This window comes from uncultured Kiloniella sp. (assembly GCF_937128705.1).
Taxonomy (GTDB): Bacteria; Pseudomonadota; Alphaproteobacteria; order Kiloniellales; family Kiloniellaceae; genus Kiloniella.
The window spans coordinates 40801-54697 of sequence record NZ_CAKZMP010000098.1; the positions used below are offsets into that span (position 1 = coordinate 40801).

Annotated in this window: 13 protein-coding genes; 7 read left to right on the forward strand and 6 right to left on the reverse strand. The window is 44.0% G+C overall.

Going from position 1 to position 13897, the window contains the following annotated elements; translation table 11 throughout:
* Positions 1–163 precede the first annotated feature (163 nt).
* Complete coding sequence (locus Q0241_RS05865) at positions 164–1114, reverse strand: choline ABC transporter substrate-binding protein (protein WP_299374550.1); 951 nt, start codon at positions 1112–1114, stop codon at positions 164–166.
* A 362-nt stretch (positions 1115–1476) separates the two neighbouring features.
* On the opposite strand from Q0241_RS05865, the gene betI reads away from it, so the two are divergent.
* The 3 genes from betI (at position 1477) to Q0241_RS05880 (ending at position 4044) form a co-directional block, all read left to right on the forward strand.
* On the forward strand, positions 1477–2064 hold the full coding sequence (betI, locus tag Q0241_RS05870; protein ID WP_299374553.1) for a transcriptional regulator BetI: 588 nt from the start codon (positions 1477–1479) through the stop codon (positions 2062–2064).
* Between the two features lie 69 nt (positions 2065–2133).
* A complete protein-coding gene (gene betB / locus Q0241_RS05875; RefSeq protein WP_299374556.1) occupies positions 2134–3600 on the forward strand; it encodes a betaine-aldehyde dehydrogenase in 1467 nt (488 codons plus the stop codon).
* Positions 3601–3618: 18 nt separating this feature from the next.
* Entirely contained in the window at positions 3619–4044 is a 426-nt protein-coding gene (locus Q0241_RS05880) for an HIT family protein (RefSeq protein ID WP_299374559.1), read from the forward strand.
* 165 nt (positions 4045–4209) lie between these two features.
* Here the strand turns inward: Q0241_RS05880 and Q0241_RS05885 are convergent, their stop codons facing one another.
* On the reverse strand, positions 4210–5265 hold the full coding sequence (locus Q0241_RS05885) for a zinc ABC transporter substrate-binding protein (protein WP_299374562.1): 1056 nt from the start codon (positions 5263–5265) through the stop codon (positions 4210–4212).
* 196 nt (positions 5266–5461) lie between these two features.
* Between Q0241_RS05885 and Q0241_RS05890 the strand changes: the two genes are divergently transcribed.
* From Q0241_RS05890 to Q0241_RS05900, 3 genes are read left to right on the forward strand one after another with little or no spacing between them, the layout of a single operon-like run.
* On the forward strand, positions 5462–5959 hold the full coding sequence (locus tag Q0241_RS05890) for a Fur family transcriptional regulator (RefSeq protein WP_299374566.1): 498 nt from the start codon (positions 5462–5464) through the stop codon (positions 5957–5959).
* Between the two features lie 38 nt (positions 5960–5997).
* Positions 5998–6837 carry a metal ABC transporter ATP-binding protein gene (locus Q0241_RS05895; RefSeq protein WP_299374569.1) on the forward strand — a complete coding sequence of 280 codons (840 nt, stop codon included), beginning with the start codon at positions 5998–6000 and terminating at the stop codon, positions 6835–6837.
* Positions 6834–7649 carry an iron chelate uptake ABC transporter family permease subunit gene (locus tag Q0241_RS05900; RefSeq protein WP_299374572.1) on the forward strand — a complete coding sequence of 272 codons (816 nt, stop codon included), beginning with the start codon at positions 6834–6836 and terminating at the stop codon, positions 7647–7649. The genes Q0241_RS05895 and Q0241_RS05900 overlap by 4 nt, the downstream gene beginning before the upstream one ends.
* A gap of 42 nt (positions 7650–7691) precedes the next feature.
* Here Q0241_RS05900 and Q0241_RS05905 read toward each other — a convergent pair whose 3' ends face one another.
* Both Q0241_RS05905 and Q0241_RS05910 read right to left on the reverse strand, forming a co-directional pair.
* Positions 7692–8588, reverse strand: coding sequence for a LysR substrate-binding domain-containing protein (locus tag Q0241_RS05905; RefSeq protein ID WP_299374575.1), 897 nt, complete (start codon positions 8586–8588; stop codon positions 7692–7694).
* 347 nt (positions 8589–8935) lie between these two features.
* Entirely contained in the window at positions 8936–10315 is a 1380-nt protein-coding gene (locus Q0241_RS05910; protein WP_299374578.1) for a PLP-dependent aminotransferase family protein, read from the reverse strand.
* Between the two features lie 148 nt (positions 10316–10463).
* Here Q0241_RS05910 and Q0241_RS05915 point away from each other — a divergent pair, with 148 nt between their 5' ends.
* Positions 10464–11429, forward strand: a complete 966-nt coding sequence (locus Q0241_RS05915; RefSeq protein ID WP_299374581.1) for a threonine dehydratase — start codon at positions 10464–10466, stop codon at positions 11427–11429.
* 25 nt (positions 11430–11454) lie between these two features.
* Here Q0241_RS05915 and Q0241_RS05920 read toward each other — a convergent pair whose 3' ends face one another.
* On the reverse strand, positions 11455–11745 hold the full coding sequence (locus tag Q0241_RS05920) for a hypothetical protein (protein WP_299374583.1): 291 nt from the start codon (positions 11743–11745) through the stop codon (positions 11455–11457).
* A 918-nt stretch (positions 11746–12663) separates the two neighbouring features.
* On the reverse strand, positions 12664–13897 hold a 1234-nt coding region (gene phnY, locus Q0241_RS05925), incomplete at its 5' end, for a phosphonoacetaldehyde dehydrogenase (protein ID WP_299374586.1).

Below are 13897 nucleotides of genomic sequence, written 5' to 3' on the forward strand. Positions count from 1 at the left end.
TTTATGTGTTCTTTTTTATCTGTTTTTTTCGTTACCACCAGATTCCAAGATAAATAGGCTTTAATAATAACCTGTATTTCCATCACTGGTTTTATTTTTATCTAACATACAAGAGGGCCGACAGAATGCCAGCCCTCTGTAAAAATTTCTCATGCGTTAAGACTTAAAGGCCGAGATGACCTTTTACTGCAGCAAGACCGTCACCACCATCAAATGTGGTTACACCTGCAAGCCATGCATCCAATGCATCTGGGTTTGCTTTTAACCATTCAGTTGCAGCAACCGGACCTTCTTTACCATCATCCAGGATAGCACCCATGATTTCATTTTCCATGGCAAGTGTGAAGCCCAGATTACCAAGAAGCTTACCCATGTTCGGGCATTCACTCGCATAGCCTTTTCTAACGTTTGTATGCACATTCGCACCACCAAAGTTAGGGCCAAAAATGTCATCACCACCTGTTAGGTAAGTCAGCTCGAAGTTTGCGTTCATTGGGTGAGGAGCCCAACCGAGGAAGACAACGCCTTTATCACGACGCGTAGAGCGCGCAACCTGAGACAACATGCCAGCTTCGGATGATTCAACAACTTCAAAATCTTTGAGGCCAAAGGTATCTTTGTCGATCATATCCTGGATAAGACGGTTACCATCGTTACCTGGCTCGATACCGTAAATTTTGCCGTCAAGATCGTCTTTGAATTTTGCGATATCCGCAAAATCTTTCAGGCCTTTGTCAGCAAGGTAAGTCGGAACGGCAAGGGTATATTTAGCCCCTTCGAGATTAACACGAACGGTCTCAACAGAACCTTCATCACGATAAGGTGCGATATCAGCTTCCATCGTTGGCATCCAGTTACCAAGGAAAACATCAACGTCACCGTTCTTTAGACCTGCATAAGTTACAGGAACAGAAAGGATTTGAGTTTCTGGCTCATAGCCAAGGCCTTCCAGAACAACAGATGCTACAGCAGTTGTTGCTGTGATATCAGTCCATCCAACATCGGAAAAAGTAACAGATTGACAGCTAGCTGGGTCAGCAGCATGCGCCCCAGTTGTAAAACCAGCTGCAGCGATGGCCAGTGTACTAGCCGAAATCAAGTGTTTGAGGTTCATTCACTTGTCTCCATTTTTACGCCACAAGAGGACCTCGTGGCTCTAATTTGATTTTAGCAAGATACCCGCAAGTTCATTATTATTCTAGCAGGATCTTTGCCTGATTAACTCCCTCGTACGATCGAAACTATCGTCGTAACTCCACTATCAATAATTTATTTTGATTGAACGTTCAATCAAAATAAATTATTGATAAATACAGCGCAGTCATCAAACCATGAACCAGTACTGTGATTTTGTAAGTTAAATCATAGGCTAAGTTCCAAATAATGCGTCACAAGACAGGAAATAAGCATATCGATTTTTTTGTTTCTTAAGTCTCCTAGAAGAGCTGAAACATTAAATAAAAAGGAAACAAGGTCTTGCCAAAAGTAGGAATGGAAGAGATTCGGAAAACCCAGTTGATCGAAGCAACAATTGCAATGATCCACGAGGAAGGGTTTACCAATGCCAGCATTTCGAAAATAAGCAAACGTGCAGGCCTGTCGTCGGGAATTGTCGCCCATTACTTTGATGATAAATCAGGGCTGTTAACAGCGACACTCCAATACCTAATGCGCAAGCTTGGCGAAGAAACAAAAAAACAACTGGAACACGCCAACACACCGATAGAACGCCTGCTTGCCGTCGTGAATTCAAACTTTTCAGATGAACAGTTCAAACCAGGCGTGGTTGATGTCTGGTTGGCATTCTGGGCTTTGGTTCCAACATCCGAAAAATTGGGACGCCTGCACAAAATCAATGAACGCCGCATGCAGAGCAATTTTCAACACGCGTTGAAACCTTTGCTTCCCGAACAGATGGTCGCCAGTACAGCCACAGGCTTGGCAGCCATGGTCGAAGGCCTCTGGATACGCTGTGCCCTGACAAAAGGCGGGGTCACGCCAAAAGAAGCCATAGCGATTATGGAAAGTTACATCAGCAGCCAGATATTGGCTCATCAGAAATAACTTAAGACATTAGATTTAAACAATTCAGATATATTTGAACAAGATATTAGAACTTTAGGGATCAAAATAATGGCAAAGCTTCCTACTCAACAGCTTTACATCAACGGTAAGTACACAAACGCCACATCCGGGGAAACATTTGAAACTACTAATCCGGCGACTGGTGACGTTATTTGTGATGTGCAGATTGCATCAACAGCAGATGTTGATAAAGCCGTCAAAGCCGCCCAGGCAGGTTTCAAGATCTGGTCCAAGATGAGTGGCACAGAAAGAAGTCGTATTCTTTTAAAAGCCGTTGCCTTGCTCCGCGAACGAAATGACGAGCTTGCCATTCTTGAAGTCATGGACACAGGTAAACCGATGCAGGAAGCAAACTGCGTTGACGTAGAATCAGGTGCTGAGTGCATAGAGTATTTCGCAGGGCTCGCGGCCTCTATCAATGGCGAACATATTCAACTCGCAAACGGTAACTTTGCCTATACGCGCAAAGAGCCGCTCGGTGTCTGTGCTGCCATCGGGGCATGGAACTATCCAATTCAGATTGCTTGCTGGAAATCTGCCCCTGCCCTCGCATGCGGAAATGCAGTGATCTTTAAAGCATCAGAAGTCACCCCGCTTACCGCACTAAAACTCGCAGAAATTTATACAGAAGCTGGCCTACCCGATGGTGTTTTCAACGTAGTGTCCGGTTTGGGGCCAGTTGGTCAAATGCTCGCTGAACACGAGGGTATCGAAAAGATCTCACTGACCGGTTCAGTCCCTACCGGAAAACGGGTAATGGAATCAGCGTCAAAAACGCTCAAACATGTGACACTCGAACTCGGCGGCAAATCACCTCTCATTGTTTTTGATGATGCAAATCTGGATAACGCTGTATCAGCTGCCATGCTTGCAAACTTTTATACCCAAGGTGAAATCTGTTCCAACGGAACCCGTGTATATGTTCACAAAGATATCAAAGACACCTTCTTGGAAAAGCTCATTGAGCGTACTTCCAAGATGATTATTGGCGACCCTATGGATCTGGAAACACATGTCGGATCACTCATCCACAAGGATCACATGGAAAAGGTTCTGAACTATATCGAAATTGGTAAAAACGAAGGGGCAACCCTTGCTTATGGCGGAAACCAAGTCACCGTTGAAGGCTTCGAAAAAGGCTGTTTTATTGAGCCAGCAATCTTCACAGATGTAAAAGCCGACATGCGCATTGCACGCGAAGAAATCTTTGGCGCTGTTATGTCTGTTATTACCTTCGATAGTGAAGATGAAGTCGTAGAAGCCGCCAATGATACACAGTTTGGTCTGGCTGCGGGTGTCTTTACACAGGACATCAATCGTGCCCATCGCGTGATAGAAAACCTCGAAGCCGGAACTTGCTGGATCAACAATTATAACATTACGCCAATCGAAATGCCTTTTGGTGGATACAAACAATCTGGTATTGGTCGTGAAAACGGCACCGCGGCAATCAATCACTTCACCCAACTAAAATCAGTTTATGTTGAGATGGGTGATGTGGATTGTCCTTACTAGGATAAGGACTAAATCATCATGGAATTTGCACTTCACGAACGTCTTGAAGCAGATACGGTAACCATAACAGAACTCTCGCATTGTCGGGTTCTGCTTATGAACGACAGCCAATATCCCTGGTTGATTCTGGTACCGCGTTACAACGACCTTCGTGATTTGCATGACCTGCCAAAAGGTCTCTTTTCGGCCGTAATGGAAGAAATCAGGTATATATCAGAAATACTCACAGAAGAATGTACAGCCTTTAAAATCAATGTCGCTGCACTGGGAAATATGGTTCCACAGCTTCACATCCATGTCATTGCACGCTTTGAAAATGACGCAGCCTGGCCAGGTCCGGTCTGGGGTGTAACAGAACCACAGCCCTATAGCCCAGATGATCTAGAAGCAATAAAAGTTAAACTTGAAACCGCAATCGAAAGTGGGCGCAAATTACCTGAGTAAAACTTCCTCCCTGAGCCATGCTCAAGTTGTTTTCCTCAGGCCTCCTGCCTTACCATACCCACCAATCGATTGCGGTTTCCTTTTTCGATCAATAATCTGTCTGTGAAGAGTTCCCATCCCATACAGATTACTTGACGAAGCCATCAGCTAACAAATAAAACACACTTATTTCTTAGCCAAACAAGACACCAAATTGTCACCCAGGCTCGTCATTAGGGCTTTATAGGCTTGAGGACCCTTCGCAAGGTTTGATCCCAAAGGATCTAACTCACCGATATTCGTATCAAGATTTTCCGCTAAGACATCAACCACAGCTGGTTTGAACTGTGGCTCCTTAAATATACAAGCTGCCTTTCTTTCCCGAATAACCTCACGTAACTCTGTAATCCGCTTGGCACCTGGCTTTCTTTCAGCATCAATGGTTACTGACCCAACCGCAGAAAGGGAAAATTCTTTTTCAAAATACTGATAGGCATCATGGAAAACCAGATAAGGCTTGTCCTGTACAACAGATAGCTGAACATCCAAATCCTGTTTTAACACCCCGAGATCAGCGGTAACCTTTTTTACATTGGCTTGATAGATGGCCGCATGATCAGGATCAATTTTGGCGAGCTCATCACCAACTCTCTCTACAATTGCCTTAGCATTGTTGATAGAAAGCCAAATGTGCGGATTAAATTGTCCGTGATCATGATCGTGATCTTCTTCATGGGCATGCTCGCCATGGTCTTCTTCGTCGTGATGTTCATTGGCATGCTCTTTATCATGGGCATGGTCATCATGATCTTTTGCATGATCGTGATCGTGCTCTTTATCATGATCATGTTCCGCTTCATGCTCATCATGCTCATCATGCTCATCATGCTCATCATGCTCATCATCGCCATGGTGATGGTCATGTTCCCACTGTCCAGAGCTACGATTTTCAAGAAGAGTGATACCTTTAATGTCCATCAACTCCAGGACTGTTTTTTTCCCTTCTTGCTGGGAAAGAGGCTTCTTCAGAAATGTTTCGAGACCTTCTCCAACCCAAACAACCATGTCAGCATCATTCAACATACGAACTTGGGAAGGACGCATACTATAGCCATGTGGAGAAGCACTCTTATCCATAATAAGTTCAGGCTCACCAACCCCTTCCATTATTGACTGCACAAGGGAATGAACTGGCAGGATCGATACAGCAACTTTAGGTGCCTCGCCCGCAGCAGCATTCATACTAAGTCCAGAAATGATAGAACTGGCCAGTAAAGAAACACGGAGAGGATTTCGTAACCCTGATTTTCTAGAGAACATCATAGTGAACCTTATAATTACACCTAAATCGGTGATGAAAAGTAAGATAATGGAGTAAATTTAAATAATGATATGTTATAACATTTACAGCAATGTCAAGACAGGATATCTATAGGGCATGAAAAACTTTGATACTGTTTCTCTCTCTTTTAGTGGCGGATCTCACGATCATAAACACTGCGTAAAGACAGCTTTAAACGACGCGGAAGCGCTATGCTCGGCTCGCGGTGCCCGCTTGACTGATGCTCGTAAACGCGTGTTGGAATTGGTGTGGGAAAGCCACCACCCCGTTGGTGCTTACGATGTACTTTCCAAACTTTCTCAGGAAAGCGGGAAAACAGCCCCACCGACAGTTTATAGAGCTTTAGATTTTCTTTTGGAACAAGGCCTTATACATAGAATTGAATCTTTAAACGCCTATGTCGGCTGTTCTCATCCATCAGAAGAACATTCTGGTGTTTTCCTTATTTGCAATAACTGTGGGTGCGCAGCTGAAGTTCACGATTCAACAATTGATCAAGCAATTTTAAAGAAGACAGATAGTCTTGGCTTTAAAACCGATCAGCGAATGCTGGAAGTTCGGGGAACTTGCCCGGATTGTCATTCAACACAGTAAGACAAAGAGCCCTTGGCTAAGAGTTAGCGACACATACCATGGAAGATATCCTTAGCGATAAAACCCCTAATTTCAGTGACCCGAGTTGTGGTTGCGGACATGACCATAACGCACCCGAGCCAAGTGGAGAGCCTCTCATCCAAGCCGAGAACCTGACAATTAATTTTGGTGGGAAAACAGCTATTCACGACGTCAGCTTAACAGTTCACAAGAATGAAATTGTTACTCTGATCGGGCCAAACGGTGCTGGAAAATCAACACTCCTTCGCGCACTACTACAGGCTATAAAACCAACAAAGGGTGAAATTTGGCGTAAACACGGCCTCGTCATTGGCTACGTCCCCCAAAAGCTAAATATCGACCCAATTATGCCCATGACTGTCGAACGCTTTTTATCCATACCGGACAAGCGTCCACTTTCAGAACGAGAAACAGCCCTCAAAGATGTTGGTGCTCATCACACTCTAAAGCAAGCCGTGCAAAGCTTGTCAGGTGGTGAATTCCAACGTGTTCTTCTCGCCCGCGCTATTCTCAGAAAACCCGATCTTCTGGTTTTGGATGAGCCAGTTCAAGGGGTCGATTTTCAAGGCCAGACTGAACTCTACAAACTGATTTCCCGCCTTAAAGAACAATCAGGCTTTGGCATATTGATGGTCTCTCATGACCTGCACATCGTCATGGCCGAAACAGATCGAGTTGTTTGCATTAACGGCCACGTCTGTTGCTCTGGTGCTCCGACACAAGTCAGCGACAGCCCAGAATATCTCGCGCTATTTGGTGGACAAACAAAACCCGGACTTGCCGTCTACCACCACCTTCATGATCACTCTCATGATTCTAGCCATGACCACCCCCATACGACGTCGGACCAAGCATGATATTTGAAGATTTCTTTCTGCGCGCACTTGTTGCTGGAATTGGTGTTGCCTTAATTTCCGGCCCCTTGGGCTGCTTTGTCGTCTGGCGTAGAATGGCCTATTTCGGTGATACGCTTGCGCACTCTGCACTACTCGGTGTCGCTCTTGGATTACTGCTGGGTTTTAATCTAACTGTTGGCATTATTGGAACTGCCATCATGATCGCTTTAACAGTTACGCTATTCCAACATCAAAAAAGAATCGCAAGCGATACATTACTGGGGATCATGGCCCATTCAAGCCTTGCGATCAGCCTTGTTGTCCTTGGACTATTACAAGGCTATAGGGTTGATTTGCTTTCCTATCTTTTCGGGGATGTTCTTGCTGTAAATTATGAAGATATTTACTGGATTTATGGTGGAGGTGCTGTTGCCCTGTCTCTCCTTGCCTATATCTGGAAAGACCTCCTTGCCCTCACCCTCCATGAAGAGCTCGCACGGGCAGAAGGCATAAATGTCATGCTTATTCAGACCCTTTTTATGATAACAGTCGCTATCGTTATAGCCATTGCAATGAAGGTGGTTGGCGTTCTTCTCATCACTTCTTTGCTCATTATTCCCGCAGCTGCTGCAAGAAGGTTTGCCAAAACACCAGAACAAATGGCCGTTATTGCATCCTTGATAGGTAGCCTTTCAATTATCATTGGTCTCTTCGGTTCTTTGGAATGGGATACACCATCAGGTCCATCCATTGTTGTCGCCGAAGTTATACTTTTTCTAAGTGGATTAATTTTTGGTGGCTTGCTAATGAGTAAAAGCCGCCGTCTTTCTTAATCGATAAGTTTTGCTAAAAACATCTCATGAGCAGCCCTTTTATTAATTACAGTGCTCTTTAACTTCATTCAGCAACCAATCTCTAAATTTTTTGATCTTTGGCATATTTCTACGAGCTTTAGGATACACAAGCCAATACCCTCGCCCTTCATCATGACAAACATCATCAAACGGTTGAATTAAACTGCCTCTTTTTAGAGAATCTCGGTAAAAATCTGGCGTTAAAATGGCGACCCCTTGCCCTGCCTCCGCCGCCCTTGCTTCTAACATCTGAATCCCCATTCGACTTCGCTTATTACCGCGAAGCCCTTCTGATTGTACCCCCATAGAATCAAACCAGAGTTTCCACCACGGATCAGAGGCATCAACTAATGGCAACTTCAAGAGATCTGAAGGCTTTTTAATACCACCAACTGATTGAGCTAAATCAGGACTTAACATCGGAGAAAACTTAGCTGGTATCAGTAAGTGAGTCTCGGCTCCTTGCCATTGCCCATCACCAGATCGAATGCCCAAATCAAAATCTTCACGCGAAAAATCTACGACGGACATAGAGGTATCCAGGCGAACGGCGAGATCGTCATGTAAAATTTGAAAATTACCTAATCTTTCAGCCAGAAAATTAGTCGCGAAAGTCGTAACGGTTGTTATAGACAAAAGGTTATGGCTTGCATCTTCAGCCATAACAAATGCGGCACGCAACAGTTCAAATGCCTCTGTTACAACTGGCGCAATACGTTCACCCGTCTCAGTCAGACTCACCTGCCGAGGCTTACGTAAAAAAAGTGGTGTACCCACTCTCTCTTCAAGGATCTTCATTTGATAACTAACTGCGGCTTGGGTCATCCCCAGTTCTTTTGATGCACGCGTAAAGCTACCATGACGCGCCGCAGCTTCAAATACACGAAGAGACGAAAGGGGCGGTAATTTTGAAGGCATAATACATAAAATCTCCTTATGTATAGTAATCAGAATTTAGTTGGATATTCAAATCACTATTACGCACATTGCAAACAAGAGATAAAGAAATCATCAGGAGAAAAGAAAATGGCTATCGTAAATAATCCATGTAATTCGCATTATGTCGCAACATCAATCAAAAGTAGGAATAGCTTATGGACAGTCCGTAACCTATTTAAAAAATTATTTAAATTAAATAAAAGGAAGAAAATTACATCTCTTAAAAATATGCATAACCTTCCAACTCATATAAAAGAGGACATTGGCTTTTGGAATATAAGACCTGCTGAACGCCATCCTTTACCGACCGACCACTAATAATAAACCTAGATTGAGCACAGTGAGCCCGACAACACATTGCACTCAACCACCTTATCAATTGCATGGCTAAGGAGTGATCGACTTTCAGGGGCAGTCAAACAGATACGGATATGATTAGTCGGCTGAGGGACGGTCGAAAATAAATCCCCAGAAACCACATCAATACCAGCGTCATGAAGCCTGTCAACAACGTCACTCACCTTACCTGAAACCGCGAGCCAAAGATGGGGACATGGTGTTTTCTCCCAATTCACAGATCCCATTTTTTTAAATCGCGATTTCGCGAGGCTCCACCGAGCCTCGACTTCGTGTCTTTGCCAGTCAGCCCTGGCAAAGGCACGTCCCTCTAATATCCACATGTTTGCTAATTCAATCATAAAGGGGCTCATAGCCCAGTTTGTAGCATGAACTTCTGCATCAATTGACTTAATCAGACGCTGACACCCACTGACAAACCCATATCGTAGACCCGGGGCCACCGACTTGGATAGGCTTGAAATCAAAACAGCATGATCTGGCATAAGGACAGACAGAGGCTTATTGCCACTTAAAGGCCCGTACACATCATCCTCAATAACAACGATGTTATGACGCTTGATAATTCCAACAATATCAGAGCGCCTTTGCTCTGAAGTCGTAAAGCCTGTGGGATTGTTCAAGTTAGGGTTAAGGACAAGGATTTTTCCGCCACTTGCAGTTAAGGCCTTTTCCAAGCTCTCTGGCTCTATACCCTCCTCATCACAGTCAATCCCAACCAACTTCAGTCTTAACTGTCGGGCAACAGCCTTCATCCCGGGAAAGGTATATTTTTCAACAAGTACTTTATCCCCAGGTTCACATAGAGCGAGCAGAGATGCCAAAAGTGCCTGCTGCCCCCCGGCACAAGGAACAATATCGCTCGGCTTCACTTCATAACCGCGCCAAGATAACCATTGGCTCGCCGCAAATCTGGTCCGCATCAGTAAATCAGATGAATGGTACGAAAAAGCCTCTCTTCCGGCACCTCTCTCAACTGCCTCAAACAGTAGCTTTTGCGCGTCCTGATCATCCGGATGTATGGCAGGAATGTTGGTAGATAAATCAAAATTCCTGTTCCCGAATGAATTTTTCCCATAATCCTTAAGGGCAAAAAGCTCTGCTTCTCGGCTTGTTGCAAGAACATAGGTTCCCCGCCCAACTTCCCCACCAATCAAATGTCGTCTTGTCGCTTCCTTATAGGCCTGACTAACCGTACTGACATTTAACTTCAACTCCCAAGCAAGATCACGATGGGTCGGCAAACGTTCTCCAGGCAATAGTTCACCTTGCTGGATCGCCGTTGAGATAGCCTCAACAATTGCCAAATATTTAGTTTTGATTTTCGGATTTAATTCAGGTTTCCACATACCATCTACTTTATTGTGTGCCATACAATATTAATATTGAACCATACAATCAAGCTGCTACTCTTAAAAAAATACAGCGAGGAATAGTCAATTCTCATCATCAGCAAAATAACCCCACTGCTGACAAAGCATTCAGAAAGAGACGACCATGTTTACAAAGCAACAGCTTGAAAGTGCTGCGCAATATATTTACCAACATATGTCTGCGACCCCGCAATACAGCTGGCCACAAATAAATGCAAAAGCTGGTTGTCATATTGTCGTCAAGCATGAAAATCACACGCCAATCGGCGCTTTCAAAGCACGTGGCGGGTTAACTTTCATGAGCTGGTTGCGTGCAAATCATCCTGACATAAAAGGAATCATTACCGCAACACGGGGTAATCACGGACAGGCACAAGCTTTTGCAGCGACAATGGCCGGGATCAAATCTGTTATTGTTGTTCCTCACGGAAATTCATCAGAAAAAAACAATGCCATGCGTGCTTTTGGTGCCGAGCTGATTGAATATGGGGCCGACTTCAACGAAGCCCTTGTCGAAGTTGCCCGGCTAGCAAAGGAAAGAGACCTATTTGTCGTTCCTCCTTTTCACGAACAAATAATGTTGGGCGTGGCAACCTATGGATTGGAACTCATGACAGCCCATCCGAATTTGGATTATATTTACGTCCCTATCGGCTGCGGTTCAGGCATATGCGGTACCATAACCGCCAGAAATGCTCTGAATTTGAAAACAAAAATAATTGGTGTCGTTTCTGACCAGTTTCCAGCGGCAAAAAAATCCTTTGAAAGCGGTCAAATTATAAATACAGAAGCTGCAAACTCCTTCGCTGACGGAATGGCCGTTCGTGCACCAGTCGCAGATGCCTATAGTATCTATTCGAAAGGCGCAGAACGTATTTTAGAAGTCAGTGATGATGAAATCGCCAAAGCGACCAGAATGTATTTCAGCGATACACATAACAACGCAGAGGGAGCCGGCGCCGCCTCACTCGCTGCGGTGATGAAAGAAAGAGATAAATTAACACATAAAAAGGTCGGTGTTATTCTCACAGGAGGGAATATTGATACTAATCAGTTTAAAACTATTCTGGAGGGAATCACGCCAACTTGATAACGATTAAGTGAAGAGCTCAGCGTTAGTTAACAAAATCATCACCCAATAGCACTTCCATTTCAGAAAACGAAGAATTCAATAAAATATATTTTGAAAACCGTTTCATAAAGGGGGCGAATTCGCCCCCTAAGTAGTGATAAAGAAAGGCCGTTTTAATTTTCTGGAATTTTTTTGGCATAATCTGAAAGCCGTTTTTATTCAAATGGGAAACAACGGAAAAATCAGACGACAAGAATGCACCAACCTCTCCATTATCAAAGGCACGAAAAGCATCTTCAACACTGTTAAATATCTTACCACGACGTCCATCCATGTAATTTTCCTGCCACAAAACTCCCCGCACATACCCGACAGGTAATTGAAATGACAGGTCCTAGTTGGGATGTCTCCACAATGAATGATTAACCGTAAAAATAGGAGTATCCGATCGGACGAAAGTTCGCTTGTATTTACTCTCTGCGATACGTAATCGATAGAGTTCGCCATCTAAAGAAGCATTATTGAAGGCGGCAAGAGCTCTTCGCCCCGGCAAAGCTTCAACAATTATATCACAGCCAAGAGCTTTATATACTTCCTTGAGAATACGCGCGCCGGTATCTGCTATAACACTTTCGCTGATACTGGCAATTTTCCGAGGACAATTACTCTTTACCTCTTCAGAGTATGCCACTGAAGAGGTAAAAAATATTAAGATCGTAAATATCCATCGTACCGTAAACGGAATCACAATAACCTACGCCAAGCAAAGCAATTTGCTAATTCTAAAAAAAGGATATTAACTTTCGATTACTTTTTTCAAAGGCACTATTTGTAAAAGAAAACCAACAATATTTGACCTGTCATCTGCACACTCGTAAACAGAGCTAAAGAAAAAAGGGCTGTAGCAAATGCCACAGCCCAAGTTTAGCTAACCTGACACAAACACCTAAAATGTCAAGCCGCCTTCCAATTCCTCTAATACCTCAATTTATAGTATTATGGCAACGTATAAGTTAAATTTGCTGAAACAGATTAGGTATTTATCACCCGGCAAACAGTTACCATCATCATTCATTCTGACTGCAAAAAAGAAGGGGAAGCTTTTGCTTCCCCTTTAGTCATATCACCTAATCTATACGAGATTCCCAATTTTAAGCATCACTAAATACTTAAAACAAACCAACTGGGCGTGGCTAAAACCAACCAGAAACACCACGAGGCACAGATACTCAGCAGAGTGTCATTACATTCCTCAGAGCCAAGGCAATGAGTAGGTCTTTACGTTTGTATAGCTCTTCATGGCTTCAATAACGCCCTCTTTATACCCAAGACCGGAATCTTTGATGCCACCAAACGGTGACATTTCAATACGGTATCCAGGAACTTCCCAAACGTTCACAGTTCCTGTACGCAATTCTTTAATGAAGCGCTGAATATATTTAAAGTTATCGGTACACACGCCGGATGACAGGCCAAAAGCCGTTGAATTCGCCACACGGATCGCGTCGTCAATATCCTTTACGCGGATAATTGGAATGGCCGGCCCAAAAGTCTCTTCACGAACCAATTCACAATCGAATGGTACGTGGTCGACCACAGTCGGCGGATAAAGCGCGCCATCACGATTATTACCATAAAGCAGCTTTGCTCCTACTTCGACGGCATCATTCACACGACGTTCAAACATTGACGCAGATTCAGCATCAATAACACAACCGAGATCTGTTTCCGGATCCATCGGATCGCCGTACTTGATTTTTTGTGCTTTTTCGAGAACCAGTTTGGAAAACTCATCCGCGATTTCTTCAACAACCAGAATACGCTTAACAGCAGTGCAGCGCTGACCAGAGTTCTTGGTAGCACCAGAGACAGCAAGTTCCGCAGCTTTATCGAGGTCGGCATCTTCCATCACGATAAGCGGAGCATTACCCCCAAGTTCCAGAACCGTACGGCGATATCCTGCATTCTCGGCAATATACTTGCCCACAGGAACACCACCTGTGAAAGTCACAAGCTCAATATTCTCATTCCTGATAAACTCGTTACCAAGATCTTCTGGAAGGCCAGTGATAATTGTCAGCATTTCTTTTGGCAGACCAGCTTCATAAATGATATCAGCCAAGATCAATGCCGTAAGCGGTGTTTTTTCGGTTGGTTTACAAACGATACAGTTGTTTGTTGCGATTGCTGGCGCAATCTTGTGCGAGATCATATTCAGTGGGTGGTTAAACGGTGTGATCGCAGAAATTGCTTTTAAAGGCTCACGCTCTGTGAAGATTTTACGTGACTTACCATGAGGTGTGATATCGCAAGAGAAAATCTCCCCATCGTCCAGAATACACATCTGACCAGCCAGTGTATAAACATCATAGGCACGACCAACTTCGTATAGTGAATCCTTCTTACAAAGACCCGATTCAGCAGTGATGATGTCTGAAATCTCTTCTTTACGATCGTTCAAAATCTCTGCCACGCGGAAGAGACTT